Source organism: Actinoplanes sp. NPDC048967 (assembly GCF_040649415.1).
Lineage (GTDB): Bacteria > Actinomycetota > Actinomycetes > Mycobacteriales > Micromonosporaceae > Actinoplanes.
This window is the reverse complement of the sequence record NZ_JBEZFL010000005.1, coordinates 734,936-760,638: the sequence shown is the minus strand read 5'-3', so window position 1 is coordinate 760,638 and position 25,703 is coordinate 734,936. Positions and strand designations below refer to the sequence as shown.

The window sequence follows — 25,703 nt, the reverse complement described above, 5'->3', positions numbered from 1 at the left end:
GCGCGGCGGGCGCGTCGGCTGCTGCGCGGCGGCGCGGCCGGGTCAGGCTCGGGGGTCCCAGTCGACGAGGGGGCGGCCCGCGTCGGCCAGGGCTTTGTTCGCCGCGCTGAAGGGGCGGGAGCCGCGGAAGCCCTTCGGGTTCAGCGGGCTCGGGTGGCCCGCCTCCAGCACCACGTGCGCGGGGTTGCTGACCAGCGCCGCCTTCTTGCGGGCGTAGCTGCCCCAGAGCAGGAACACCACCCGCTCGTCGCGGGCGTTCAGCGCCTGGATCGTCGCGTCGGTGAACGCCTCCCAGCCTTTGTTCGCGTGGGACGCCGCCGCTCCCGCGCGTACGGTCAGGACCGCGTTGAGCAACAGCACCCCCTGCCGCGCCCAACCGGTGAGGTCGCCGCTGGTCGCCGGCGGGACGGCGACGTCCTCGGCCAGCTCCTTGAACACGTTGCGCAGCGACGGCGGGATCCGCACCCCTTCCCGGACGCTGAAGCTGAGACCGTGCGCCTGCCCCGGCCCGTGATAGGGGTCCTGACCGAGGATCAGCACCTTGGCCTGCTCGGGCGGGCACAGCCGGTAGGCCGCGAACAGGTCCTCGACGGGCGGGTACACAGTGTTCGTCGCGTACTGCTCGCCGACGTAGGCACTGAGGGCTGCCGTGGCCGTTTCGTCGAGGAACGGCCGGAGCTCCGTACGCCAGGCGGCCGGGAGCATGTCGGGCAGGTTCACATCTTCTCCAGTCGGGCGGCCCAGTCGCCGCCGTGGGGGACGAGGTCGATGACCCGGGTGTCGTCGTCGAGCCGGTCGATCCGGACGGCCAGGTATTCGTCGTTGAGCTGCTCCACCAGGCCGGCACCCCACTCGACCACGGTGACGGCGTCGTCCGCCGACGCGTCCAGGTCGAGGTCGTCGATCTCGGCGCGCGGATCGGCCGCGTCACCCAGCCTGTACGCGTCCGCGTGCACCAGCGGAACAGCACCGCCCCGCGCGCGATCGGGACGGTGCACCCGGGCGATGACAAACGTCGGCGAGGTGATGGCTCCGTGGACGCCGAGCCCCGCGCCGATGCCCTGCACCAACGCGGTCTTGCCCGCGCCGAGTGGGCCGGTGAGCAACAGCAGATCCCCGGGGCGCAGCACAGCGGCGAGCCGGCGGCCGAAGGCCTGAGTGTCGTCCACTGTGGCCAGCCGAATCCCCGTCACGAGATCTTCTCCAGGAAGGGGATCAGCGCGGCGTTGACCTCGGCGGCCTTCTCCAGCATGACGACGTGTCCACTGTTGTCGATCTTGACGAGCGTCGCCTCGGGCAGGCGCCGCAGGATCTCCTCCGAGTGCGCCACCGGGGTCAGATAGTCCTTGGTGCCCACCAGCACCAGCACCGGCACGCCCCGCAACGCGGACAGCGCCGGGAAGCGGTTGTGCGCGTAGAGCGTGTGCAGGTACTTGGTGAGGGTCTCGACGGAGGTCTTCGAGTTCATCTGCTCCACGAAGGTCACCAGCGACGGGCTGGGCCGGGCGTCGCCGAAGCCGTACCGGCGGGTGAGCAGCCAAGCCAGGTCACCGACCGCGATCCGGGCCTTGTCGATGGCGCCGCCCCCGATGCGGGCGGCCCCGCCCCAGATCGGGAAGAACGGGGCACTGGCCCGCGCGACCAACGACGGAATGCCGAGCTTGCTCTTGTCGATCAGGCCGGCCGAGGTGGACATCAGCACGACACCGGTGACCCGCTGACCGAACCACTCCGGATACTGCTCGGCGAACGCCATGATCGTCATGCCGCCCATCGAGTGCCCGACCAGGATGATGTGCCCGTCCGGCACGGTCTCGTCGAGCACGGCGGCGAGCGACTTGCCCAGCGCGGCGATGTCGTAGTCACCGGACTGCAACCGGCTGGACCTGCCGTGCCCGGGCTGGTCGTAGAAGACGAGCCTGTTCTCACCGAGCTCGGTCAGCGCCTGCCGCTGGAAGTAGAAGGTGCCCATGTCGAGCGCGAAGCCGTGCACGAAGACGACGGTGGGCTTGGCCCCGGCGGCCTTGGGCTCGACGATCTCGACGTGCAGATCGGTGCCGTCGGCGGCGGTGACGGTGAGCGCGCGGTCGAACGGCTGGTCGCCGAACTCCTCCTCGGAGTGGGGGTCACCGGGGGCGTTCAGCGACTTGCGCACGAGGGCGCGCTCGACGGCGAAGGCGGTGGCGAGACCGGCCGCGGCGAGACCGATGGCGGCGCCGACGATCCCGACCTGCTTGGCGCGTCGTCGCGGATCGACCTTCCCCGCCGGCTTCGCGGACGGCTTTGCGGGACTCACGCACCCTCCCCTGGATCGCCGGTCGTAAGGCCGGCGGTGCCGTCGTAGACCCGGGGGACGCGCGGGCCACCGAAGCGGGTCACGATCTCATAGTTGATCGTGCCGATGGCCTCGGCCCAGTCGGTGGCCGTAGGCGTGCCCTCGTCACCCGGCCCGAACAGGACTGCCACGTCACCCGCCGCCACCGGATCGTCGCCGCAGTCCAAGATGATCTGGTCCATGCACACCCGGCCGGCGATCGTACGAACGCGCCCACCCAAAGCGACCGGCCCCACATTGGACGCATGCCGAGGCACCCCGTCGCCGTAACCGAGCGGCACCAGAGCCAGCGTCGTCTCCTTCGACGTGTGGTACGCGTGCCCGTACGAGACACCCTGCCCCGCCGGCACCCGTTTGGTCAGCGTGACCCGGGCCCGGGCAGTCATCGCCGGGCGCAGTCCCGTCTCGTGCTCGGGCGGCAACGGCGACAGCCCATAGATCGCCACCCCCGGCCGGACCAGGTCGTAGTGGGCGTCGGGCCGGGTCAGCGTGGCCGCCGAGTTGGCGATGTGCCGGTATCGGGGCTCGATGCCGTACTGCTCCGCCGTCGCGAGGCCCTCGGCGAACACAGCCAGCTGATGATCAACGGTCTCGTGGCCGGGCGCGTCCGCGTACACGAAGTGGCTCCAGACGCCGACGATCTCCACCTCGCCGTCGGCCTGTGCTTTCGCCGCCGCCTCCAGCAGAGCGGGCCACTCCGCCGGGGTGGCACCGCCGCGCGCGAGCCCGGTGTCGAGCTTGAGGTGCACCCGGGCCGGTCGCTGCGCCCGCCGGGCCGCCGTGACCAGCTCGTCGAGCTGCGCCGGACTGCCCGCATTGAGGTCGACATCAGCTGAAACACCGTCGTGCAGCGGCAACCCGGGAGCGAGCAGCCAGGCCAGCACCGGCACGGTCAGCCCGGCCCGGCGCAGCGTCAACGCCTCGTCCAGCGTGGCGACGCCCAGCCAGGTCGCCCCGCCGGCCAGCGCGGCCCGGGCCACCGGCAGCATCCCGTGCCCGTAGCCGTCGGCTTTGACCACAGCCATCACCTCGGCGGTGGTGCCGGCGCGCAGCGTCGCGACGTTGTCCCGGATAGCGTCCAGATCAACCCGGACCTCGGCCTGCCACATGTTCACCAGCCTACTGAGCGGTATGACAGACCCGGGTCACAGGAGGTCCGCCAGGACCGGCCGCAGCGCCGCGGCCACATCCTCCGACGTCACCGGGCCCGCCCGCTCGGCCCGGCGCCCGGCCAGCCCGTGCACGTACGCCGCCATGATCGCCGCTCGTTCCGCCGGCAGACCGGCGGCGAGCAGCGAGCCGAGCAGGCCGGCCAGCACGTCTCCGCTGCCGGCGGTGGCCAGCGCCGCCGTGCCCGTCGGATTGGCCCAGGCCTCACCGGCGGGCGTCGCCACGATCGTCCGGTCGCCCTTGAGCAGCACCACGGCGTTCGTCCAGGACGCCAGTCGGCAGGCCGCGGCGATCCGGTCGGCGCCCGGGCGCTCACCGGCCAGCCTGGCGAACTCGCCGTCGTGCGGAGTGAGCACGAGCGGCGCGTCCCGGCGCAGGTCGGCCGCGTGCTGGCCGTCGACGAGCAGGGTCAGCGCGTCGGCATCCAGCAGGACCGGCAGGGAGGTGGCGAGCACACTGCGCAGCTCTGTGCGGGCCGCATCGTCGGTGCCGAGGCCGGAACCGCAGACCCAGGCCTGCACCCGGCCCGCCTCGGCCACGCGCTTGGCGGCCACCACAGACGGGTGCTGGCGCAACACCTCCCGGTCGGCGCTGCCCGCGTAACGCACCATGCCGGTCGGGCCGGCGAGGGCACCGGTGACGGACAGCACAGCAGCACCCGGGTACGTCGCGGAGCCGGTGGCCACCCCCACGACGCCCCGGCTGTATTTGTCGGAGGTCTCGTTCGGCCTGGGCCACCAGGCGGCGATGTCGGCGGCGTCGGGCACGCGTACCGCCGGATCGGCGTGCAGCGTCGCACCCAGGCCGATGTCGACCAGCTCGACCTGGCCCGCCAGGGCCGCGGCCGGGCCGACGACGTGCGCGGGCTTCAGGCAGCCGAAAGTGACGGTGACGTCGGCGTGCACGGCATCACCGGGCACATCACCGGTGTCGACGGCGACCCCGCTGGGCACGTCCACGGCGACGACCGGCGGCCGTACCCCGTCGCGGCCGCGGAGCTCGGGCAGGCGCTCGACCAGCGCGGTCGCCTCCGGCCGCAGACCGCCGCTGGCCCCGATGCCGACGATGCCGTCGACCACCAGATCCACCTTGCCGGGCAGGTCGGTGACCGTGACGCCACCCGCGCGGCGCAGGGCGGCGAGGCCGGCGAGGTGCACCCGGTCGGGCCGTAGCAGCACGGCTCGGACACCCGCACCGCGCGCCGCGAGCGTGGCACCCGCGTATAGCGTGTCGCCGCCGTTGTCACCGCTGCCGACCAGCAGCAGCACCGTGGCGCCGTAGACACCGCCGGACTCCTGCAGCAGCAGGGCACACCGGCGGGCCAGACCGGCCGCCGCGCGCTGCATGAGCGTGCCCGACGGCAGGGTCGCCATCAGGGCTTTCTCCGCCGCGCGGACGTCCGCCACGCGCCACGCCTGCCGCATGCTCCAACCCCCAGGTAAGTCAGGCCTCCGCGACAACCATCGCGGAAGCGATGCCGCCGTCGTGCGACAGCGACAGATGCCAGCGGCTGACGCCCCGTTCGGCCGCCACCGCCGCGACCGTACCGGAGACGGTCAGCCAGGGCCGTCCGTCCGGATCGGTGACCACTTCACAGTCGTGCCAGCGCAGCCCGGCCGGTGCGCCGAGCGCTTTGGCGACGGCCTCCTTGGCCGCGAACCGCGCGGCCAGCGACTCGGGCGACCGCGGGTTGCCGGAGGACGTCATGCGCTCGGATTCGGTGAAGAGCCGGTCGGCGAGCAGCGGCGTGCGCTCCAGCGCCTTGGCGAACCGGTCCACCAGCACGACGTCGATCCCCACAGACACGATCACACGAGCAACCCTAGCGGCCCGCGATCGGTCGTGGCCGGTCGTGCGCCAGGCCTGTGGACAACCGGGGTACGCCCACCGCGGCTTGTCCACAGGGGCGAAATCCGAGGGGCTGAACTCCCCTAACGTCGTCGGCCGTACCCGTTGCGATCTGGAGGTTGCCGATGACGTCCGAGCTCGAAGTTGACGCCGCCGCGGTCCGCGCCTGGGCCCGGGCGCTGTCCGCGACAGCCGCGCGGATCAGCACTGATCCGCCCCCACCGCCGAGCGGGCCGCCCTGGTCCGCCACCGAGGCCGCGTCGGCCGCCGCCGACGCCGCCCAGGTTCAGCTCCGGGCGCTCGCGGACGACATCTCGGCGGCGGCCCGCCAGGCAGCTGCGGCAGCGGACGACTACGAGGACGCGGACGACCGCGGCGCGGCCCGACTCCGAGCCGTCCGATGACCGCGACCTATCCCCTGCTGCGGGCCACCGATCCCGGCCGCTGGCGTGACACAGCCACCGCGTGGCGGGCGTGGGCCGCGACGGCCGGACGCTGGGCCGCCGAGCTGCGCGCTCACGCCATCCGGCTCCGCACGATCTGGACCGGCTCGGCCGCCGACGCCGCCACGGCGCACCTCGCCACGTTGATCCGCCGGCTCAACCTCTTCCGGCTGGGTTGCTGGATCGCCGACCAGGCGCTGAGCGAGTTCGCCACGGCTCTGGCCAGGAGCAGGTCGATGCTGGGAGGCACCCCGGCGGGCGTCACGGTCGCCGGCGACGGCACGGTGAGCGGACATCCAGCCGCAGCCGTACGCGACACTGCGGCGACCATCACAGCGGCGTTGACCATCGCCGCGGAGGCGGACGGCGCCGCCACGAGCAGGCTCAGTGAGATGGACACAGGCGGGACAGCAAGTCCGCCGACGGGTGATCCGCCGTCCTGCACTGCCACGCCCGCCCAGGTGCGGCAGTGGTGGGACGCGCTGACTCCGGCGCAGCGCCGTTGGCTGCTCGGCGCCGAGCCGGGCCGGTTGGGTCCGCTGGACGGCGTTCCGGCCGGCGTCCGGGACCTCGCGAACAGGCTGACCCTCGACGAGCTGCCGACCCGGCTCCCCGGACTCGACGCACTACGGAACCGGCTGGCCGACGGTGACGGACCGCGGGCGTACCTCCTGCAGCTCGATCCGGCGGGCGAGGGCCGGGCTGTCGTCGCGCTGGGCGATCCGGACCGGGCCGCGCACGTGCTGACCCAGGTGCCCGGCATGACCGCCGACCTCGCCTCGTACGGCGGCGAGCTGGCCCGCGCCGAGCGGATCGCCACCCGCGCGACCGAACTGGCCCCGCAGCACGCCACCAGCACCGTCATGTGGCTGGGCTACGACGCTCCGGACTTCGTGCACGAGGCCGCAAGCCGCTCCCAGGCCACCGCCGGGGCCATCGGGCTACGGCGGTTCCAGGACGGGTTGCGGGCCACCCACCTGGGCGCACCGGCGCACCAGACCGTGCTCGGGCACAGCTACGGATCGCTGGTCGTGGGCACCGCGGCCGCGCAGCCCGGCCTGGCCACCGACGATGTCGTGTTCGTCGGCTCACCTGGCGTGGGCGTGGACTCCGCGGCGGAGCTGGGAGTGCCGGCCGACCGGGTGTGGTCCTCGACCTCGCACTCCGACGTCATCCAGTGGGCGGCCGTCGCCCCGCGGAGCCTGGTCGAGGACCTGGCCCTGAGCCAGGCCGTGCCGGGTGGCGCGTTGCTGGCCTTCACCCGGCCGGAGAACGACCTGTTCTTCGGCACCAACCCGAGCGACCCGGCGTTCGGCGCCCGCGTGTTCGCGAGCGAGCCGGACGCCGGGCACCTCGGCTACTGGGAGCCCGGCAGCGCGGCGCTCGACGCGCTCGCGGGCATCGCGGTGGGGCGGGGCGATGTCATTCCACGGTGACGGACTTGGCCAGGTTGCGGGGCTGGTCGACGTCGTGACCCCGGGCCGCGGCGATCTCGCAGGCGAGGATCTGCAACGGCACGGTGGTCATGAGCGGGGCCAGCAGTGTCGGCGTACGCGGCACGGTGATGAGGTGGTCGGCGTAGGCACCCACCGCGTCGTCGCCCTCTTCGGCGATGACGATGGTGCGGGCCCCGCGGGCGCGTACCTCCTGGATGTTGGAGACGACCTTGTCCCGCAGCACGCCGCGGCCGGCCGGCGACGGCACCACGCACACCACCGGGGTGCCGTCGTCGATCAGCGAGATCGGGCCGTGCTTGAGCTCACCGGCGGCGAAGCCCTCGGCGTGCATGTACGCCAGCTCCTTGAGCTTCAGCGCGCCCTCCAGGGCGACCGGGAAGCCCACGTGCCGGCCGATGAACAGGATCGTCGGAGCCGCCTTCAGCTCACGGGCCAGCGCCCGCACGTCCTCCATGTCGGCGAGCAGCTCCCGCAGATTGTCCGGGGTACGACGCAGCCGGGAGACGACGGCCGCTACCTCGTCGGCGTACATCACGCCGCGGACCTGGGCCAGGTGCAGCCCGATCAGGTAACAGGCGACCAGCTGGGTCAGGAACGCCTTGGTGGAGGCGACGGCGATCTCGGGGCCGCCGTGGGTGTAGAGGACCGCGTCGGACTCGCGGGGGATCGTCGAGCCGTTGGTGTTGCAGATGGCCAGCACGCGGGCCTTCTGCTCCTTCGCGTGGCGCAGGGCCATCAGCGTGTCCATCGTCTCGCCCGACTGGCTGATCACGATCACCAGCGTGGAGCGGTCCAGGATCGGGTCGCGGTAGCGGAACTCGCTGGCCAGCTCGACCTCGCAGGGCAGCCGGGTCCAGTGCTCGATGGCGTACTTGGCGACCATGCCCGCGTGGTACGACGTGCCGCACGCGATGACGAAGACCTTGTCCACGTCCCGCAGGTCCTGGTCGGTGAGGCGGACCTCGTCCAGCACGATCTCGCCGCGTTCGGAGAGCCGGCCGAGCAGGGTGTCGGCGATCGCCTGGGGCTGCTCGGCAATCTCCTTGAGCATGAAGTAGTCGTAGCCGCCCTTCTCCGCGGCGGAGGCGTCCCAGTCGATGTGGAACTCCTTGCCGGTCGCGGGGGCACCGGCGAAGTCGGTGATCTCGATGCCGGCCGGCGTGATCAGCACGACCTGGTCCTGGCCCAGCTCCACGGCCTCACGGGTGTGCTCGATGAACGCGGACACGTCGCTGGCGAGAAAGTTCTCCCCGTCGCCGCGGCCGACGACCAGCGGCGAGTTGCGCCGGGCGGCGACGACCGCGTCGGGCACGTCGACGTCCATCGCGAGCAGGGTGAAGGCGCCCTCGAGCCGGCGTACGACGCGGCGCATGCCCTCGGCCAGCAGCTGCGGGCCCTCCTCGGCGCCGGCGGCGCGCAGAGCCCGCATCTCGGCGGCGAGCATGTGCGCGGCGCACTCGGTGTCGGTGTCGCTGACGAACTCGACGCCGGTCGCCTCCAGCTCGGCGCGCAGGCGGGCGAAGTTCTCGATGATGCCGTTGTGGATCACCGCCACCCGGCCGTCGGCCGACAGGTGCGGGTGGGCGTTGCGGTCGGTCGGGCCACCGTGGGTGGCCCAACGGGTGTGCCCGATCGCGGTCGAGCCGACCGAGATGCCGTCACCGGCGCGCTCGACCAGCGCCTTTTCCAGATTCGCCAGCTTGCCGGCCTTCTTCTCGGTCAGGATGACCGAATCGTCGATGACGGCGATGCCGGCGGAGTCATAACCGCGGTACTCCAGCCGGCGGAGCCCGTCGAGGACGATTTGCAGAGCCGGCCGACTGCCGACGTAACCCACGATCCCACACATGGGGGGCAGCGTAGCGGACTTCCGCTCACGGCCGCTGCGCAAGAACCATACTTTCGCGCATCGGACGTGATCGAAAGAGCCGTTCGGCCGGTCGCGCCCGGACCCGCGGCCAGGTCAGGCGCACGGCTGACACGACCGGGTGATCCGATCCTGGCGTCGAGGGCGTACCGTCGGGCGGACGCCTGCTCTGGAGAGACGATTGAGCTACCCACCGCCTTCTGACCCGACGCGGCCGTACCCCGCGGAAGAACCCGTATCCGGTCAGCCGTGGTCGTCCCCGTCGGGCGATTCCCTGTCGGCCGAGCCACCGCGCCCGCCGGCGCCGTCGTTCCAGCCGGGTTATGCCTCGCTGCCGCAGCCCAACGCGCAGAGCAGCGGGCCGCCGGACGGCTACCCGCCGACCTCGCAGTTCCCCGCCCAGCCGGGGCAACCTCAGCCCGGCCAGTCACAGCCCGGCCAGCCGCAGCCGCACTACGACGCGCAGGCCGGCTACCCGCCGCCGGACCAGCAGGGCCAGTTCCCGCCGCCGGCCTACCAGCCGCCCGGCTACGCCCCTCCCGGCGGCTATGCCCCTCCGGGCGGCTACGGCCAGCCGCCCGGCTACGGCCAGCCCGGCCAGGGCCAGCCCGAGTACGGCCAGGCCGGCTACGGCCAGCCTGGATACGGACCGGGCGGACCGGGCGGACCCGGATACGGTCCACCCGGTCCCGGCGGGCCCGGTTACGGCCAGCCGGGCTACGGCGCCACCCCACCGCCCCCGAAGCGCAGCAACGTCCCACTGGTCGCGGTGCTCGTGGCGGTGGTGCTGCTGCTGTGCGCCGGCGGCGTGACCTCGGCCGTGCTGCTGGTCAACAGGGCCACCGACAAGGCCCAGGAGAAGATCGACTCCCTGCCGGACTTCCCGACCGAGGTGCCGGACCTGCCGACCGACGTGCCCGGCCTGCCCACGGAGCTGCCCACCGATCTCCCGACCGAGCTGCCCACCGGGCTGCCGAACCTGCCGAACGTGGATCCGGACCAGGAGCTCAAGGTCGAGTACGAGGTCACGGGCGACGGACCGGCCGAGATCGTGTACGTGGAGAAGCTCGGCGGCGACCCGCAGCGGGTCCGCAACGCCTCGCTGCCGTGGCGCAAGACGGTGACGATGAAGGGCTCGTCACTGGTCTCGGTCATCGCCGTCCGGGGCGCGACCTCGGAGGGCAAGCTGAGCTGCAGCGCCAAGGTCGACGGCCAGGAAGTGGCCCAGAAGACGAGCCAGGGCAGCTTCATCACCGCCGCCTGCACCAAGCTGATGTTCTGACCTCCGGTGGGCAGCGGCAGCCGAGCGGACGGTCGTAGGCTGGCTTCGTGACGACGTCGACCCCGGCCGATCCGCTCGTCGGGCGCATGCGCCCGTTCGGCACCACCATCTTCTCCGAGATGTCCGCGCTGGCCCTGCGCACCGGCTCGGTCAACCTCGGGCAGGGCTTCCCGGACACCGACGGGCCACCGGAGATGCTGGCCGCGGCGGCCGCCGCGCTCGGCTCGGGCGCGAACCAGTACCCGCCGCTGCCGGGCATTCCCGCGCTACGGGCCGCGATCGTTGCCCACGAGCAGCGGTTCTGGGGCCTCGCCCGCGACCCGGACACCGAGGTGGTGGTCACCGCCGGCGCCACCGAGGCGATCGCCGCGAGCATCCTGGGGCTGTGCGAGCCCGGGGACGAGGTTGTGTGCTTCGAGCCGTACTACGACTCGTACGCGGCCTCGATCGCCCTGGCCGGCGCGGTCCGGCGGCCGGTCACGCTGCGTCCCGGCCCGGACGGGCGGTACGGCTTCGACGAGGGCGAGCTGCGCGCCGCGTTCGGGCCGCGCACCCGGATGGTCCTGCTGAACACGCCGCACAACCCGACCGGCAAGGTCTTCACCGGCGATGAGCTCGCGCTGATCGCGCGGCTCTGCCAGGAGCACGACGTGTACGCCGTCACGGACGAGGTCTACGAGCACCTGGTCTTCACCGACGCCGCCGCACCGCACATCCCGTTGGCCACGTTGCCGGGCATGCTGGAGCGCACGCTGCGGATCTCCTCGGCGGGCAAGAGCTTCTCCTGCACGGGCTGGAAGGTCGGCTGGGCGACCGGCCCGGCCCCGCTGGTGTCGACCGCGATGCGGGTGAAGCAGTTCCTGACGTTCGTGAACGCGGGACCCCTCCAGCCGGCGGTGGCCGTCGCCCTCGCCCTGCCGGACTCCTACTTCACCGGGTTCCGCGACGGCCTGCAGGCCCGGCGGGACCGGCTCGTCGCCGGCCTCACGGACGCGGGCTTCGGCGTGCTGCCGTCGGAGGGCACCTACTTCGTGACCGCCGACATCACCCCGCTGGGCGGCACGGACGGCGCCGACTTCTGCCGGTCACTGCCGGAACGCTGCGGCGTCGTGGCCGTGCCCACGCAGGTCTTCTACGACCACCAGGAGCAGGGCCGGCGGCTCATCCGCTTCGCTTTCTGCAAGCGCGAGGACGTCATCGACGAAGCCGCCGAGCGCCTCCGCACCCTCGCCTGACCCGACAAAGGCCGAACGCCCCCAAACCGAAGCGGCCCGGGGCCGAGCGGCCCACGCGGAAGCGGCCCACGCGGAAGCGGCCCGGGGCCGAGCGGCCCACGCGGAAGCGGCCCGGGGCCGAGCGGCCCAAACCGAAGCGGCCCGGGGCCGAGCGCCCCGGAAAGCCAAGCGGCCGACGATGCGAAGCGGCGGCCCGAGCGATCCGCCCGGCCCGCCGCTCACCACCAGCTACGCCGGGCTGGCCGACCGGACCTCGTCCGCCACCCGCTCCGCGATCGTCCGCGCCTGCTCCTCGGTGACGGCCTCGACCATCACCCGCACCAGGTGCTCGGTGCCCGACGGGCGCAGCAGCACCCGCCCGGTCTCCCCCAGCTCGTCCTCGGCCAGCGCCACCGCCGCCTGCACGGTCGGGGCTGCCGCGCCCGCCTGCCGGTCCTTGACCGGGACGTTGATCAGCACCTGCGGCAGCTTGTGCAGCACCGACGCCAGGTCGGCCAGGGACTTGCCGGTCTTGGCGATCGTCGCCATCAGGTGCAGGCCGGTCAGCACGCCGTCGCCGGTCGTCGCGTACGCCGGCATCACGATGTGCCCGCTCTGCTCGCCGCCCAGCGCGTAGCCGCCCGCCGCCAGTTCCTCCAGCACGTACCGGTCACCGACCTTGGTCTCCAGCAGCTTGATGCCCGCGTCCTTCATGGCCAGGCGCAGGCCCAGGTTGCTCATCACCGTCGCGACCAGGGTGTCCTCGGTGAGGGTGCCCGCCTCGCGCATCGCCAGGGCCAGGATCGCCATGATCTGGTCGCCGTCGACCACGTCGCCGGCCGCGGTCACCGCGAGGCAGCGGTCGGCGTCGCCGTCGTGGGCCAGGCCCAGGTCGGCGCCGTGCTCCAGGACCGCCTCGCGGACCGCCTCCAGGTGGGTGGAGCCGCAGTTGTCGTTGATGTTGAGGCCGTCGGGGTCGGCGTGGATCGCGATGACCTCCGCGCCGGCCTCCTCGTACGCCGTCGGGCCGACCTCGCTGGCCGCGCCGTTCGCGCAGTCGACCACGACCTTCACCCCGGCCAGCGGGTGCGGGGTCGACTCGAGCAGGTGCTTGACGTAGTGCTCGGCGCCGTCCAGCAGGTCGTGCACCCGGCCCACGCCGGCTCCGGTCGGGCGTCCGACCAGGCCGTGCCCGTCCGCGATGGCCGCCTCGATCTTCTCCTCCAGCTCGTCCGGGAGCTTCTGGCCGCCCGGGGCGAAGAGCTTGATGCCGTTGTCCGGCATCGGGTTGTGCGACGCCGACAGCATCACGCCGAGGTCCGCACCGGCCTGGCCGACCAGGTACGCGACCGCGGGCGTGGGGAGCACGCCGACCCGGACGACGTTGGCGCCGGCGCTGGTCAGGCCGGCCACGACCGCCGCCTCCAGCATCTCGCCGCTGGCCCGCGGATCGCGCCCGACGATCGCCAGCGGCTGGTGGCTGGCGTCGCTCTCGATGAGCACCCGGGCAGCCGCGACCGCGACCGACAGGGCCAGTTCCGGGGTGAGCAGGTCACCGTTCGCCAGCCCGCGTACGCCGTCAGTGCCGAAGAGTCGCCCCATGGCGGTCGTTCCTTTCGCCGGTCCCGCCCCTGCTCGGGTGCGGTGGGCCGGTGCCGTGTTGTGAGGGAGGGAAACGCGAACGGCCGGGCACGCCCTACGAGGGGCGCACCCGGCCGTCCGGTCAGACGTGGTGCAAGACGAGCGCTGCGATCAGCGCTTCGAGTACTGCGGAGCCTTGCGGGCCTTCTTGAGGCCGTACTTCTTGCTTTCCTTGACCCGCGAGTCACGGGTGAGGAAGCCGGCCTTCTTCAGGGCCGGGCGGTCGTCCGGGTCGTTCGTGATGAGCGCCCGGGCGATGCCGAGGCGCAGCGCGCCGGCCTGGCCGGTGATGCCGCCGCCACGCAGGTTGGCGATCACGTCGAACTGCTCGGGCTTCTCGGCGGTGGCCAGCGGCTCGCGGATGAGCTGCTGGTGCACCTTGCTCGGGAAGTACGCCTCGAGGTCGCGCCCGTTGCAGGTGATCTTGCCGGTGCCGGGGATGAGACGCACCCGGACGATGGCCTCCTTGCGGCGGCCGACGGTCTGGATCGGACGGTCACCCGGGCGCGGGGCACGCACCGCGGCGGGGGCGGCCTCGACGACCACGACGGTCTCGGCGGGAACCTCGGCGGCCGGAACCTCAGCGGCCGGGGCCTCGGCGGTGGGCTCCTCGGCGGGAACCTCAGCGGTGGGCTCCTCGGCAGCGGGCTCCGCGACGGTCTCGGCGACCTCGGGCTCGACGATGTCGGTCATGCTGTTTCCTTCGCCCGCGCTCACTGCGCGATCTGCTTGATTTCGAACGGCACCGGCTGCTGCGCGGCGTGCGGGTGCTCGGCGCCCGGGTAGACCTTCAGCTTCTTGATGATCTGGCGGGCCAGCTTGTTGTGCGGGAGCATGCCCTTGACGGCCAGCTCGACCGCGTGCTCGGGGCGCTTGCTCAGCAGCTCCTCGTAGCCGACCTGCTTGAGACCACCCGGGTAGCCGGAGTGCCGGTAGGCGACCTTGGTCTGCCGCTTGTTGCCGGTCAGCGCGACCTTGCCCGCGTTGATGATCACCACGAAGTCGCCGGTGTCGACGTGCGGGGCGAACGTGGGCTTGTGCTTGCCACGCAGGAGGGTGGCGGTGTGGGTGGCGAGCCGGCCCAGAACGACGTCGGAAGCGTCGATGATGTGCCACTGACGCTCGATCTCACCCGGCTTCGGGCTGTACGTACGCACAGAATTACCTTGTCTCGTCGTCGGTCTGGGGGCGCGCGCTGGCCGCGTCAAGCACGAACATCGAGCCTACCCGAACGGGCGTGCTCGCAGCTGTCGCACAACAGCAGGCAACAATACCCGCCTGTGCGGCGCGCGGTCAAAACGGGCGGTGGGCCCGCCGTGCAGACGGGACCGGATAACGTAGCGCTCCTAGTTTAGGCGGTCCCCCGCGGCACGCCGACATGGGGCCGGGTGATTCCACCCACGGTGATGACCCGCGGACGTGAATGCCTCTTAGCAGGCTCGAAACATTCGGGACGCGGAGCCGAAATTACCCCCCGGCACGCTTCGGACATGGCAAGTGGTGCGGGCACCCCGACGATGCGGCCAGGGCTCCGGCCCGGCGGCGCGCCCGGGCGCACCACCCACGAACCACCGCCAGGGTTGAGGACGGACCTGGCGGTGCCCGCCGAGCCGGTTGACCGGCTCGGCACCGGGAAGCCGCGGCGTGTGCCGGTCGGAGGTACGGCGGAGAACGCAGGCGTGACATGGGAGCGGGTCGACGCTGAGGACGGCGGTCTCCGAGCGTGCCCTTCGGTGGACCGGCCGGCCACGCCGCGGCTTTCTGGCAACCCTCCCCGCACCTCAGTGTGGGGAGGGCGGGCCGCCGGATGACCGAACGGGCCGGCAGCGCGCGAAGGACCGTGATCACCGCAGCAGCGCTCGCGGAGCCCGCGGCGTCGCTGTCCGGCTACACGATAGGCGTGACTTCCGACCGCCGCCGGGACGAGTTGGCCGGTCTGCTGGAGAACAGGGGCGCCCGCGTGGTGATCGCCCCCGCGCTACGCATCGTCCCGATCGCCGACGACGCGGAGCTGCGCGCGGCCACCCGGGCCTGCCTGGCCCAGCCCCCGGACATCGTGCTGGTCAACACGGGGATAGGCATGCGTGGCTGGCTGGAGGCGGCGGAGGGCTGGGGGCTGGCCGAGCCGCTGCGGGCGGCGCTCTCCCGGGCGTACCTGGTCGCTCGCGGCCCGAAGGCCCGGGCCGCGATCCGGTCCGCCGGCCTGCAGGACCAATGGTCGCCCGAGGGTGAGAGCTACGAAGAGGTCGTGGAGCACCTGACCGCTCGCGGCATCACGGGTCTGACGGTGGCGATGCAGCTGCACGGCGAGAGTCAGCCGGAATACACCGAGGCGTTGCAGGCGGCCGGCGGCCGGGTGATCGAGGTCCCGGTCTACCGCTGGGCCCCGCCGGTGGACCCGGCACCCCTGCACCGCCTGGTCGACCTCATCACCGGACGCCTGGTGGACGCCGTGACGTTCACCTCGGCCCCGGCGGTCGGGGCGCTGCTGCGGGCGGCCGGCCCGAGCACCGAGCCGCTGCTGGAGAGCCTGCGGGTCGACGTCCTGTCCGCCTGCGTGGGCCCGGTGACCGCGGCGCCGCTGCGCCGGCACGACATCCCGGTGATCACGCCGGCCCGCGCCCGGCTGAGCGCCCTGGTCCGCACGATCGTGGACGAGCTACCCCGCCGGGCCCTGTCACTGGAGGTGGCCGGGCACAAGCTCACCCTGCGCGGCCACGCGGCGATCGTCGACGGCGACCTGAAGCCGCTGGCCCCGGCGCCGATGGCGGTCCTGAGAGCGCTCGCTGCCACCCCGGGCCGGGTCCTGTCCCGGGCGGCCCTGCTCCGCACCCTGCCCCGGGGCGCGGACGAGCACGCGGTGGAGATGGCGGTGGCCCGCCTGCGCGCCGGCCTGGGCACGCCAGGCGTCATCCAGACGGTCGTCAAGCGCGGCTACCGCCTGCCCGCCTGAGCGGTTCGCTCCCCGGCGGAGCAAAAGACAGGGCCGGCCGGCAGAGCAAATCGGCGCCCCGGCGGAGCAGAACGCGGCGGCCCGCACCCAGACGGACCGCCACGCAGAAGACGTGCCGGGTCACCCCACGGTCGCGGGGAACCCTCTGCCCTGCTCGGCGACCAGGGTCGCCATCGCGTGCTCGACGACCCCGACCAGCACGGACTTCACCGAATCGCGGTGCCGGGCGTCGCACATCAGCAGCGGTACGTGCGGTGCGATCGCCAGGGCCTCGCGGACCTCCTCCGGTTCGTACCGGGGAGCGCCGTCGAAGCAGTTCAGGGCCACCAGGTACGGCAGGTGACGGTTCTCGAAATAGTCGAGCGGCGCGAAGGCGTCGGAGATCCGCCTGGTGTCCACCAGAACCGCCGCACCCACCGCGCCCCGGATCAGCTCGTCCCACATGAACCAGAACCTGGTCTGCCCGGGCGTGCCGAAGAGGTACAGGATCAGGTCGTCGGCCATGGTGATCCGGCCGAAGTCCATGGCGACCGTGGTGGTCTCCTTGCCGGGCACCTTGGACGCGTCGTCGATGCCTTGTCCCGCCGAGGTCATCACTGCCTCGGTGGTCAACGGCTCGATCTCGGAGACCGCACCGACCAGGGTCGTCTTGCCCACGCCGAAGCCGCCGGCTATGACGATCTTCGCGGAGGTGATCTCCTTGGGTTGCGCCCCCGCCCGCTCAGAGCTTGCGAAGTCCACTCAACACCCTTTCCAGCAGATCCATCCGCTCCGTGAAGCCTTCCTTGGGAGCGGCACTGTGCAGCGTCAACAGCCCGTCGGCGACCATGTCGGCGACGAGCACCCGGGCGACTCCCAGCGGGAGCCGGCTGTAGGCCGCGATCTCGGCCAACGACTGCGCCCGCGGCTCGCACAGCACGGCGATGCGGTATTTGTCATGCCCGGCGAACCGGGATTCCTGCACGGCGGCCTGGCTGGCGACCAGGACCGCCTCGATGGGGATGTCGCGACGCGGCTCCGTCCGGCCCCGGGTGACCGCGTACGGGCGGACCAGGTTGCCCCGGGGGTCACTCGGTTGTCCCATCGTGCGGTCACCTCCTTCCGGCACACATCAGCGGCGTTGCGGGTCGTACGGGTCAGACCTGGTGCGCGACGGCCTCGCGGGGTGCGGGCACCAGGGCGGCACCCACCCGCTCGACCAGCAGAGCCATCTCGTAGCCGACCTGGCCGACGTCGCAGCTGCGCGCGGCCAGCACGGCCATCGACGAGCCGTCGCTGATGGACATCAGGAAGAGGTACCCGCTGTCCATCTCGATGATCGTCTGCTGCACCGCGCCGGCGTTGAACATCCGCGACGCCCCGTCGGTGAGGCTGACGACACCGGAGGTGATCGCGGCGAGCTGGTCGGCACGGTCCGCCGGCAGGTCCCGCGACGAGGCCAGGAGCAGGCCGTCGGCGGAGACCGCGACGACGTGTGCGATACCGGCCACGCTGTCGGCGAAGTTGCTGAGCAGCCAGCCCATGTCCTGCATGGTGGGGGGCCTGGTCACTGTTAGTTCTCCTTCGGAGCAGGGGCGCCCGCGGCAGCTTCTTCACTGCCGGCCGTACGCCCACGTTGCACACCGCGGTGGTACGCGGAGAGGAGGCCACGTACCTCATCCGGGCTGCGACGGTTCTGGTTGCGCGGGCTGCTCTGCACGCCACCGGGGACGAGCTGGGCCTGGGGCACCCGCTTGGGTAGTCCGGAACGGGTGGTGTCGGTGACGGAGGGTTCCGCCGCGGCCATCGCCCGCTGCCATCCTTCGTCGGCGGCGGTACGCCAGGCATCCTCGGCCGACCTGCGTGGCCGGGGCACCTGGGCACCGCTGTCCGGACCGGCGTCCGCCGGTCGCGAACCATTCTGCCCCGCGTTCGGGGCGCGGGAGGTCGTCGTTTCGGCTCGGGCCGGCGGGGACACCGGCGCCGGCGGGGACACCGGGGCCGGCGGGGACACCGGGGCCGGTGGTGCCGGTGGGGTGACCGGCACCGCGGCGGGTGCCGGACTCGCCGGGGCGGCCGGGGCGGCCGGGGCGGCCGTCGCGGTCGCGGCGGGCACCGCGGCGTGCGGCTGGTTCGGCGGAGGCGCGTAGCCCGCGGTCGGCATGCTCCACTCCTCGGAGATCGGCCCGGCGTGTCCCTTGAACCAGCTCTGCTGCATCTCGAGGAAGATCGGCGAGCTCTCGCCGCGGTCCTCGGGCTGGACGGCCGGCGGCGGGGGCGGCGGCGGCATCGCGGCCAGCGCGGCACCCCAGCCGTTCGGGTTCGGGCTGGCCGGCTGCCGCGGGGCCGGCACCGTGCCACCGTCCGGCATCGCGAAGCCCGAAGCCGGTGCGTAGCTCTGCTGCCGGTCGGGCGCCGCGGCCTTCATGGTCGGGTACGCCATGGTCGGCGAGCTGGTGGCCGTGGAGCCGAAGCCCGAACCGGCGACCGGCGCGGACTCGGCCGGCGGTGTGACCCGGGTGGGCAGCGAGGGCCGGTCGGTGCTGGGCAGCCCGTCGCCGCGCTTGGGCAGCGCCGGGCGGTCCGGGGTGGGGGTGCCTTCGTCGCGACCCGGCAGCTGTGAGGGCTGCCGCGGGAGCTGTGGGTGGGCCGGCTGTTGCGGCTGCTGCGGGTTGCTGATGGTCGAGAAGCCGCCGGCGCCGGCCCGGATCAGGCCGTCGTCGGAGCGCTGCTGCCCCCAGGGCTCGGGCGCGATGGCCGGCAGAGTCGCCGTCGCCGCACTGCCCCGGCCGAGCGGCATCGGGTCGTTCCAGTTGGCCGGGGCCGCGTCGAGCTGGCGGTTGCCGCGGCTCGGCGGGTCCAGCGGGCGGTTGCTGGGCAGCACCACGATGTGGTTCGGCAGGATCACCTGGGCGACCGTGCCGCCCTCGATGTTGGCCCGCAGCTCCACCCGGATGCCGTAGCGGTTGGCCAGCCGGCTGACCACGGCCAGGCCCATCAGCCGGAACGCGGCCACGTCGACGTCCGGGGTCTCGGCCAGCCGCCGGTTGAGGGAGTCCATCTGTTCCTCGGACATCCCCAGCCCGCGGTCCTCGACCTGGATCACCACGTAGTCGCGGATGCGCCGGCCGTCGGCGACCACCACCGTGTTCGGCGGCGAGAAGCGGGTCGCGTTGTCGAGCAGCTCGGCGACCAGGCGCACCACGTCGTTGACGGCCACGGCCGCGATCGAGATGTCGGTGTCGACGGTGCCGAACTCGATGCGGTTGTAGAGCTCGACCTCGGACTGCGCGGCGCGCAGCGCGTCCACCACGAGGGCGTCCTCGCGGCGCGGCGGGCTGGAGTCGGCACCGGCCAGGACCAGCAGGTTCTCGTCGTTGCGGCGCATCCGGGTGGCGAGGTGGTCGAGCTCGAAGAGCTGTGCGAGCCGCTTCGGGTCCTCCTCGCCGCGCTCGATCTGGTCGAGCTCGCCGATCATCCGGTCGACCAGGCTCTGTGACCGGCGGGCCAGGTTGAGGAACATCGCCGAGACGCTGGTCCGCAGCGCGGCCTGCTCGGCGGCGATCCGGACCGCCTCGCGGTGCACGACGTTGAACGCCTGCGCCACCTGGCCGACCTCGTCGCGGTTGCTGAGCCGGATCGGGTCGCGGACCTGCCGCACGATGTCGTCGGCGCCGCCGTCGCCGAGGTTGCGCACGTCGCGCAGCCGGGCGACCGCCTCGGGCAGGTCGCGGTTGGCCACGGCCAGGGCGCCTTCCCGCAGCCGGCGCAGCGAGAGGTTGAGCGAGCGGGCCAGCACGACGGCCAGCGCGATGGCGATGATCAGGGTCAGCAGCACCAGGCCGGCCTCCATGGCGGCCTGGCGGCCCACCGCGGAGCTCTCGTCGGACGCCTGCTGCAGTGCCTGGGTCTCGAGCCGCTGCTCGGCCCAGCGCATCAGGTCGACGACCGCGCCGAAGGACTGGGTGAGCTCGATCGGCTCGATCGGGTCGGAGCGGTTGAGCAGGGTGGCGTACTGGTCGGCGAGGTTGATCGCGTCGCCGGTCACCGTGTTGTCCACCAGGGCGCGCTGCTGCGGGGTCGCCACCAGCGCGAAGCTCTCGAGCGCCTCCTGCTGGCTGGTCTCCGTGGCGGTCAGGACCGAGAGCTGCTCGGCGCTGACGTCACCGGAGGCGCGGGAGGCGTACGCGACTGCTTCCTGCTCGGCGGTGCCGGCCTTGGCCCGGGCGAACGCGGAGACCGCGCGCAGGCTGTCGGCGACCGTACCCTCACCGGCGTACTGGCTGAGCACCTCGCCGTAGCCGACGAGGTCGGTGAGCACGACGCCGTAGCGCAGGACGACCTCGGAGACGGCGATCTCGTCGCGGTCGGTCACCTTCTTACGGGTGGCGTCCATCGTCTGCAGGTGCTGGTCGATGCGGTTGAGCCGGTCCTGCACGGCCGGGGGCGGCTCGTCGAGCTCGCGGCGGTCGGCCGTGTACCGCTGGATGCGCTGGTCACTCAGGGCGATCGCGGCGTTGTAACCGTCCGCCTTGGCGGCCGGCGCCGCGAGATACTGCGCGGCGGCCATCCGCTCCTTGTGGAGGTACTGCGTCAGGTCCGAGACATCGGTGGAGAGCTCGGTCAGGTCCTCGACCTGCCGGGCGTCGAGCGCCGAGCCGCCGACGTCGACGAGCCGGACGGTGGCCAGCGCGAGCACGGCCACCAGCGGCACGAAGAGGATCAGGGCGAGCTTGGACCGGATCCGGGCGTCACGCAGGCGCGGGATGCGCCCGCGCCGCTCCCGCGTCCCCGAGCCGCTCGGCCGGCCGGCGTCCGCGCTGGGTCCCACCGGATTTCCGGCGGCACGAGCGGGGTAGGTCGAAGCCTGGGTCGAAGAACCGGTGCTCACGACATCTCCTCGCTGGTCATCCCCGCATCTCTTCGCCCACCCCGATACTGCCGCCCGGGAATAGCCGATCCACGCGACAGGGCTCGTGCCACACGCGGCACGGCCGCGATTTCATCAGAGACGGCAACGGTTTGGGAAGTCTGCGACGTTCCGGAAACACTGTTCACGGCGCACTGACAATCAACCGTTCGGCTCGACAATCGACACTGCGTAGGCGTTGACGTGCACGAATGTAACCATGGCAACTTTCCGTGTTGGTGCAGTGACGCTGATCCATCAAGATTCCAACCACTATGTGGGAAAGTCATCCCGTCGGCCGTCTGCGGCGCAGCTTGACCAGGGACCTTCACGTTGGCAAGGTTTGGCGCGATCGAACGGACGGACTGTCCGTGTTCGCGCGGTCCACACCGGACAACGTTGCGTTCACCGGGATGGTTCAATCCCGGGCTCCGCCCCCTAGGAGGCACCCGCAGTGAGGCTCCCCCGCCGTCTGACGGCGTCCGTGGCTGCATCGACGCTCGCCGTCGCCGCGCTGACGGGCTGCGACTCGGACCCCGAGACCGGCGACAAGACGCAGATCGTGATCGGCGCCGATCTCGACGCCTCGGGCTCCGCGGTCGACTACGCGTACACCCGTGCGCTGCAGCTGAAGATCGACCAGGTGAACGCCTCGGGCGTGCTCGGCTCCCGGGAGCTGGTGCTGCGCACCCAGGACAACCGGTCGGACCCGACCGCCTCCCTGCGCAACATCAGCACCTTCGCCGCCGACCCGGCGGTCGCCGCGGTGATCGCCGGCTCCTGCGGTCAGTGTGTGGTCGACTCGGCCAAGACGATCAACGATCAGCGGATCCCGACCATCGCGCTCGCCGCCGCCGACGAGGTGACCACCCCGGTGGAGAGCCGCCGGTACGTCTTCAAGCTCGGTCCGAACTCGACCGACAGCGTGGCCGCCATGGTGGCCGAGCTGACCCGCAAGAAGACCAAGACCGCCGCACTGCTCTACGCCGACGATCTCTACGGCCGGGCCGCGCAGAAGAAGATGGTCGAACAGCTCAAGGCAGCCAAGATCACGCTGTCCGGCAACCGCAGTGTCAAGCCGACGGCCACCGAGATCAGCCAGACGGTCGGCACGCTGACCGACGCCGGCCCCGAGGCCCTCGTGGTGCTGGCCGGCTCGGATCTGGCCACGCTGGCGGCCACCAGCGCCAAGGCGGCCGGATACACCGGCAGCGTCTACTTCGACGCCGCCGCGGCCGGTGACCTCTTCCTGCCGCAGGCGGCCGCGAGCGCCACCGACCGGACCACCATGGTCTTCACCCAGATCCTGGCCATCGACGACGTGATCGCCACGACGCCGGCGAAGGCGGCCCGCAAGCAGTGGTTCCGCGACTACACCGCCCGCTACGGCAGCTATTCGGGGGTCGCGGCGTTCGCGGCCGACGCGGTGGAGCTGATCGCCGACGCGGTGGCCAAGGTCGGCGGCGACCGTCAGCGGATCCGCGACGTGCTGGAGACCTCGCAGACCGACGGCCTGGCCGGCCCGATCCGGCTGACCCCGGACAACCACTCCGGACTGATGCCGCAGGCCCTGACCCTGCTGGTCGCCCGCAGCGGCCGCTGGCGGCTGTTGAGCTGATCTCCACCCCGGACACGGAGCAGCCGGCCGACTCACGACGAGTCGGCCGGCTTCTTCGTACCCGGGATCAGCGCTGCGACGTCGTGGCGCGCACCCAGGGCAGCGCGAGCCGCTCCACGAGGACCAGCGCGTAGTAGAGGACGATGCTGATCAACGCCAGCAGGGTGATGGCGGCGAACGCCGTCGAGGTGTCCCCCTGGCCACTGGTCTGCACGATGATGGTGCCGAGGCCGCTCTCGCCGTACTGCATCTCGCCGACCACCACGCCGATGACCGCCAGCGGCATCGCCACCTTGAGCCCGACGAAGATCTGCGGCAGTGCGGCGGGCAGCCGGATCCGGGCGAAGGTCTGCACCCGGGACGCGTCCATCGAGCGGGCCAGCTCCACCAGGTCGGCCGGGGTGCTGGTCAGGCCGGTCGCGGTGGACAGCACGATCGGGAAGAAACAGACCATGAACGCCATCGCCAGGATCGGCGTGCGCCCGTAGCCGAACCAGATCAGCACCAGCGGCGCGAGCGCCACCTTGGGCACCGCGTTGAAGGCCACCAGCAGCGGGGAGAACATCCGCTCGAACGGCCCCCAGGCGGCGATGGCCACCCCGAGGAGCACGCCGACGGCGACCGAGAGCAGGAAGCCCTCCACCGTCGCGGCGGTGGTGTGCCCGGCCTCGTCGACCAGGAACTGGCGGTAGCGGTTGAAGCCGTCGATCACCGCGGGCGGTGAGGGCAGCACAACCGTGTTGATCGCGAAGAGGGCCGTGCCGGCCCACCAGAGGCCGATCGCGACGGCCAGGCCGAGCAGCGGCCAGGCCACGGCCGAGAGGGTACGGCGGCGGGTGGATGGCACCCGGTCCGCCGGCGCCGGGGCGGGCGCCGTCGCCACGTCAGTCATCAGTCTTTCTCGCTCCCCTGGTCCAGGCACGGGGCCGGCCGGCTATGACAGGCCCCGTGCCCGGCCGGATCAGGCGTTCGGCACCAGGTCGAAGCTGATGACCTGCTCGGGCGTGAGTCCGGCCTGGATCTGGCCGGAGCCCTGCAGGATGGCGATGCTGCGCGCGACCCGCTGGCTGTCCAGGGCGCCCACCGGCACACCGGAGGCCTGGGACCGCACGAACGGCGCCATCAGCGTCAGTTCCGCCGCGGCCGACTTGGGGTCGGCGGTCGGCACGTTCTTCTTCAGCAGAGTACCGGCCTCGTCCGGGTTGGTGATGGCGTCCTCGAGGCCCTTGAGCAGGGCAGCGGTGAACTTCTTGACCTTCTCGGGGTTGTCCTTGGCGTACTTGGTGCTGGTGATCAGCACGTTGCCGTAGAGGTCCTGCAGGTAGTCGCTGTACGGCAGCAGCACGGCCGGCTTCTTGGCGATGCCCTCGATGGTGGGCTTGCCGACCACGAACTGGCCGATGCCGTCCACCTTGTGCGAGGCCAGCGTGCCGAACAGCGTCTGCGGGTTGCCGTTGACGAAGTTGACCTTGGACGCGTCCACGTTGGCCAGCTTGGCGTACGTCGGGAACAGGTTGCGCACGACGGAGCCGGGGGTGTCGGCGAGCGTCTTGCCCTCGAGGTCCTTCGGCGCGGTGATGCCGTAGCCGTCGAGCGACATGATCGCGGCCATCGTGCGCTGCTGCACGGCGCCCACGGCGGTGAAGCCGGTGGCCTTGGCCGGGCCGCCCGCGGCGAGCAGGCCGCCGGTCAGGTCGATCGGCGTGAACTGGGCGGTGCCGGCGACGATCTGCTTGATGCCCTCACCGCTGCCGCCGCCGGGCTTGATCTCGACGTCGAAGCCGGCGTCGCGGAAGTAGCCCTTCTCCTTGGCCACGTATGCGTACGAGTCGCGGCCGAAGGTGCCGAACGACGTCAGGTAGGTGATCTTCTCCAGCGTCTGCGTGCCGCCGGACGCGCTGCTGTCATCCCCGTCGTCGCTGCAACCGGCTGCGGCGGCGAGGGTCGTGGCCAGCGCGGCGGCCACGAGCGTGCGGGTGAACGTTCTTCTGTGCACCGTGTTCCTTCCCAACCGAGGGGGGTGTCGAGGCATTCGGCGTCGGGCGGAGGGTGCACCGGCGCCGCATGGTGGGTGTGCGCGAACTCGGGCGTTAGCGTAGGGGACCCCGGGCGGATGATCGATGACAGGTATGTCTCAGAAGCCCTTGTGGACGGGGTGGTCGCGGCAATGAGGCAACGGCTGGCTACAGTGTCAGCGCATCGATCCGAAACTATCGGGAGCACCCGACGATGATCCGTCTCACCGGCGTCTCCCGTACTTTCGCGGGCCGATCCGGCACGGTGGAAGCCCTGCGCGGCATCGACCTGGCGGTCGGCGACGGCGAGTTCGTCGCCGTGCTCGGCCGCTCTGGCTGCGGAAAGTCCACACTGCTGCGATTGATCTCGGGCCTGCTGCCGGTGAGCGCGGGCGAGGTCCAGGTGTCAGGCGAACGGGTGACCAAGCCGCGCCGGGACATCGCGATGATGTTCCAGAGGCCGGCCCTGCTGCCGTGGCGCTCGGTACTGGACAACGTGCTGCTCCCGATGCAGATCTTCGGCGCCAAGAAGGCCGATCACCGCGACCGGGCTCAGCAGCTGCTGAGCATGACCGGGCTGTCCGGCTTCGAGAAGCGGCTGCCGCACGAGCTCTCCGGCGGCATGCAGCAGCGGGTCGCCCTGTGCCGGTCGATGATCGCTCAGCCGCGGGTCATGCTCATGGACGAGCCGTTCTCCGCGCTGGACGCGCTGACCCGCGAGGAGCTCTCCGGTGAGCTGCAGCGGGTGCACATGGAGCTCGGCACCACGATCGTCTTCGTCACCCACTCGATCGACGAGGCGGTGCTGCTGGCCGACCGGGTGGTCGTGCTGAGCCCGCGCCCGGGCCGGATCCGCGAGATCATCGACATCGACATCCCGCGGCCCCGCACCCTGGGCCGGGGCGCGCACCTCGAAGAGGTCGCCCGATGCAGCGCCGAGCTGCACGAACTCCTGATGGCCTGAAGGATCCG

23 protein-coding genes are annotated in these 25,703 nt (G+C 72.1%); 7 read left to right on the top strand and 16 right to left on the bottom strand.

Annotated elements, in window-relative coordinates; translation table 11 throughout:
- Nucleotides 1-42: 42 nt before the first annotated feature.
- From ung to AB0C12_RS25410, 6 genes are all read right to left on the bottom strand, one after another.
- Nucleotides 43-705: a uracil-DNA glycosylase gene (gene ung, locus AB0C12_RS25435; protein ID WP_360551992.1), complete on the bottom strand. Its 663-nt coding sequence runs from the start codon at nt 703-705 to the stop codon at nt 43-45.
- Nucleotides 706-716: 11 nt separating this feature from the next.
- Nucleotides 717-1,184 carry a tRNA (adenosine(37)-N6)-threonylcarbamoyltransferase complex ATPase subunit type 1 TsaE gene (gene tsaE / locus AB0C12_RS25430; RefSeq protein WP_360551990.1) on the bottom strand — a complete coding sequence of 156 codons (468 nt, stop codon included), beginning with the start codon at nt 1,182-1,184 and terminating at the stop codon, nt 717-719.
- 5 nt (nt 1,185-1,189) lie between these two features.
- Nucleotides 1,190-2,224, bottom strand: a complete 1,035-nt coding sequence (locus tag AB0C12_RS25425; RefSeq protein WP_360551988.1) for an alpha/beta hydrolase — start codon at nt 2,222-2,224, stop codon at nt 1,190-1,192.
- Between the two features lie 68 nt (nt 2,225-2,292).
- Entirely contained in the window at nt 2,293-3,444 is a 1,152-nt protein-coding gene (gene alr / locus AB0C12_RS25420) for an alanine racemase (protein ID WP_360551899.1), read from the bottom strand.
- A gap of 36 nt (nt 3,445-3,480) precedes the next feature.
- Nucleotides 3,481-4,929, bottom strand: coding sequence for an NAD(P)H-hydrate dehydratase (locus tag AB0C12_RS25415; protein WP_360551897.1), 1,449 nt, complete (start codon nt 4,927-4,929; stop codon nt 3,481-3,483).
- A gap of 19 nt (nt 4,930-4,948) precedes the next feature.
- Nucleotides 4,949-5,317 (bottom strand): holo-ACP synthase, encoded by a 369-nt coding sequence (locus tag AB0C12_RS25410; RefSeq protein WP_360551895.1) that lies wholly within the window; start codon nt 5,315-5,317, stop codon nt 4,949-4,951.
- 161 nt (nt 5,318-5,478) lie between these two features.
- Between AB0C12_RS25410 and AB0C12_RS25405 the strand changes: the two genes are divergently transcribed.
- Complete coding sequence (locus AB0C12_RS25405) at nt 5,479-5,757, top strand: hypothetical protein (protein ID WP_360551893.1); 279 nt, start codon at nt 5,479-5,481, stop codon at nt 5,755-5,757.
- A complete protein-coding gene (locus tag AB0C12_RS25400) occupies nt 5,754-7,232 on the top strand; it encodes an alpha/beta hydrolase (protein WP_360551891.1) in 1,479 nt (492 codons plus the stop codon). The genes AB0C12_RS25405 and AB0C12_RS25400 overlap by 4 nt, the downstream gene beginning before the upstream one ends.
- On the opposite strand, the gene glmS is transcribed toward AB0C12_RS25400, so the two are convergent.
- Entirely contained in the window at nt 7,219-9,102 is a 1,884-nt protein-coding gene (gene glmS, locus AB0C12_RS25395) for a glutamine--fructose-6-phosphate transaminase (isomerizing) (RefSeq protein WP_360551889.1), read from the bottom strand. The genes AB0C12_RS25400 and glmS overlap by 14 nt on opposite strands.
- Nucleotides 9,103-9,301: 199 nt before the next feature.
- Between glmS and AB0C12_RS25390 the strand changes: the two genes are divergently transcribed.
- Nucleotides 9,302-10,402: an MmpS family transport accessory protein gene (locus AB0C12_RS25390; RefSeq protein ID WP_360551887.1), complete on the top strand. Its 1,101-nt coding sequence runs from the start codon at nt 9,302-9,304 to the stop codon at nt 10,400-10,402.
- A 47-nt stretch (nt 10,403-10,449) separates the two neighbouring features.
- A complete protein-coding gene (locus AB0C12_RS25385; RefSeq protein ID WP_360551885.1) occupies nt 10,450-11,637 on the top strand; it encodes a pyridoxal phosphate-dependent aminotransferase in 1,188 nt (395 codons plus the stop codon).
- A 228-nt stretch (nt 11,638-11,865) separates the two neighbouring features.
- Here AB0C12_RS25385 and glmM read toward each other — a convergent pair whose 3' ends face one another.
- The 3 genes from glmM to rplM form a co-directional block, all read right to left on the bottom strand.
- On the bottom strand, nt 11,866-13,218 hold the full coding sequence (gene glmM / locus AB0C12_RS25380; RefSeq protein ID WP_360551883.1) for a phosphoglucosamine mutase: 1,353 nt from the start codon (nt 13,216-13,218) through the stop codon (nt 11,866-11,868).
- A gap of 150 nt (nt 13,219-13,368) precedes the next feature.
- On the bottom strand, nt 13,369-13,950 hold the full coding sequence (gene rpsI, locus AB0C12_RS25375; RefSeq protein ID WP_360551881.1) for a 30S ribosomal protein S9: 582 nt from the start codon (nt 13,948-13,950) through the stop codon (nt 13,369-13,371).
- A gap of 20 nt (nt 13,951-13,970) precedes the next feature.
- Entirely contained in the window at nt 13,971-14,414 is a 444-nt protein-coding gene (rplM, locus tag AB0C12_RS25370) for a 50S ribosomal protein L13 (protein WP_203776528.1), read from the bottom strand.
- A gap of 650 nt (nt 14,415-15,064) precedes the next feature.
- On the opposite strand from rplM, the gene AB0C12_RS25365 reads away from it, so the two are divergent.
- Nucleotides 15,065-16,210, top strand: coding sequence for a uroporphyrinogen-III synthase (locus tag AB0C12_RS25365; RefSeq protein ID WP_360551878.1), 1,146 nt, complete (start codon nt 15,065-15,067; stop codon nt 16,208-16,210).
- A gap of 120 nt (nt 16,211-16,330) precedes the next feature.
- Here the strand turns inward: AB0C12_RS25365 and AB0C12_RS25360 are convergent, their stop codons facing one another.
- Genes AB0C12_RS25360 through AB0C12_RS25345 form a run of 4 tightly spaced genes read right to left on the bottom strand, consistent with a single transcriptional unit; the run spans nt 16,331 to nt 21,020 of the window.
- Entirely contained in the window at nt 16,331-16,951 is a 621-nt protein-coding gene (locus AB0C12_RS25360) for an ATP/GTP-binding protein (RefSeq protein ID WP_203776533.1), read from the bottom strand.
- The gene (locus tag AB0C12_RS25355; protein WP_360551876.1) at nt 16,932-17,294 is read right to left on the bottom strand and encodes a DUF742 domain-containing protein; all 363 of its coding nucleotides are present in this window, start codon (nt 17,292-17,294) and stop codon (nt 16,932-16,934) included. The genes AB0C12_RS25360 and AB0C12_RS25355 overlap by 20 nt, the downstream gene beginning before the upstream one ends.
- Nucleotides 17,295-17,346: 52 nt before the next feature.
- Nucleotides 17,347-17,760 (bottom strand): roadblock/LC7 domain-containing protein, encoded by a 414-nt coding sequence (locus tag AB0C12_RS25350; protein ID WP_199515804.1) that lies wholly within the window; start codon nt 17,758-17,760, stop codon nt 17,347-17,349.
- 2 nt (nt 17,761-17,762) lie between these two features.
- Nucleotides 17,763-21,020 (bottom strand): nitrate- and nitrite sensing domain-containing protein, encoded by a 3,258-nt coding sequence (locus AB0C12_RS25345; protein ID WP_360551986.1) that lies wholly within the window; start codon nt 21,018-21,020, stop codon nt 17,763-17,765.
- A gap of 562 nt (nt 21,021-21,582) precedes the next feature.
- Between AB0C12_RS25345 and AB0C12_RS25340 the strand changes: the two genes are divergently transcribed.
- The gene (locus AB0C12_RS25340; RefSeq protein ID WP_360551873.1) at nt 21,583-22,716 is read left to right on the top strand and encodes an ABC transporter substrate-binding protein; all 1,134 of its coding nucleotides are present in this window, start codon (nt 21,583-21,585) and stop codon (nt 22,714-22,716) included.
- A 67-nt stretch (nt 22,717-22,783) separates the two neighbouring features.
- Here the strand turns inward: AB0C12_RS25340 and AB0C12_RS25335 are convergent, their stop codons facing one another.
- Nucleotides 22,784-23,608 (bottom strand): ABC transporter permease, encoded by an 825-nt coding sequence (locus tag AB0C12_RS25335; protein WP_360551871.1) that lies wholly within the window; start codon nt 23,606-23,608, stop codon nt 22,784-22,786.
- Between the two features lie 69 nt (nt 23,609-23,677).
- Nucleotides 23,678-24,748 carry an ABC transporter substrate-binding protein gene (locus tag AB0C12_RS25330; RefSeq protein ID WP_360551869.1) on the bottom strand — a complete coding sequence of 357 codons (1,071 nt, stop codon included), beginning with the start codon at nt 24,746-24,748 and terminating at the stop codon, nt 23,678-23,680.
- 197 nt (nt 24,749-24,945) lie between these two features.
- On the opposite strand from AB0C12_RS25330, the gene AB0C12_RS25325 reads away from it, so the two are divergent.
- Nucleotides 24,946-25,695 carry an ABC transporter ATP-binding protein gene (locus tag AB0C12_RS25325; protein ID WP_360551867.1) on the top strand — a complete coding sequence of 250 codons (750 nt, stop codon included), beginning with the start codon at nt 24,946-24,948 and terminating at the stop codon, nt 25,693-25,695.
- The last annotated feature ends 8 nt before the right edge of the window (nt 25,696-25,703 follow it).

What these genes read in the sequence shown, in the direction of transcription:
- ung (WP_360551992.1), bottom strand. Translation starts at nt 705, where the DNA reads ATGCTCCCGGCCGCCTGGCGTACGGAGCTCCGGCCGTTCCTCGACGAA.
- alr (WP_360551899.1), bottom strand. Translation starts at nt 3,444, where the DNA reads ATGTGGCAGGCCGAGGTCCGGGTTGATCTGGACGCTATCCGGGACAAC.
- AB0C12_RS25415 (WP_360551897.1), bottom strand. Translation starts at nt 4,929, where the DNA reads ATGCGGCAGGCGTGGCGCGTGGCGGACGTCCGCGCGGCGGAGAAAGCC.
- AB0C12_RS25405 (WP_360551893.1), top strand. Translation starts at nt 5,479, where the DNA reads ATGACGTCCGAGCTCGAAGTTGACGCCGCCGCGGTCCGCGCCTGGGCC.
- AB0C12_RS25400 (WP_360551891.1), top strand. Translation starts at nt 5,754, where the DNA reads ATGACCGCGACCTATCCCCTGCTGCGGGCCACCGATCCCGGCCGCTGG.
- glmS (WP_360551889.1), bottom strand. Translation starts at nt 9,102, where the DNA reads ATGTGTGGGATCGTGGGTTACGTCGGCAGTCGGCCGGCTCTGCAAATC.
- glmM (WP_360551883.1), bottom strand. Translation starts at nt 13,218, where the DNA reads ATGGGGCGACTCTTCGGCACTGACGGCGTACGCGGGCTGGCGAACGGT.
- rpsI (WP_360551881.1), bottom strand. Translation starts at nt 13,950, where the DNA reads ATGACCGACATCGTCGAGCCCGAGGTCGCCGAGACCGTCGCGGAGCCC.
- AB0C12_RS25365 (WP_360551878.1), top strand. Translation starts at nt 15,065, where the DNA reads ATGACCGAACGGGCCGGCAGCGCGCGAAGGACCGTGATCACCGCAGCA.
- AB0C12_RS25355 (WP_360551876.1), bottom strand. Translation starts at nt 17,294, where the DNA reads ATGGGACAACCGAGTGACCCCCGGGGCAACCTGGTCCGCCCGTACGCG.
- AB0C12_RS25335 (WP_360551871.1), bottom strand. Translation starts at nt 23,608, where the DNA reads ATGACTGACGTGGCGACGGCGCCCGCCCCGGCGCCGGCGGACCGGGTG.
- AB0C12_RS25330 (WP_360551869.1), bottom strand. Translation starts at nt 24,748, where the DNA reads ATGCCTCGACACCCCCCTCGGTTGGGAAGGAACACGGTGCACAGAAGA.
- AB0C12_RS25325 (WP_360551867.1), top strand. Translation starts at nt 24,946, where the DNA reads ATGATCCGTCTCACCGGCGTCTCCCGTACTTTCGCGGGCCGATCCGGC.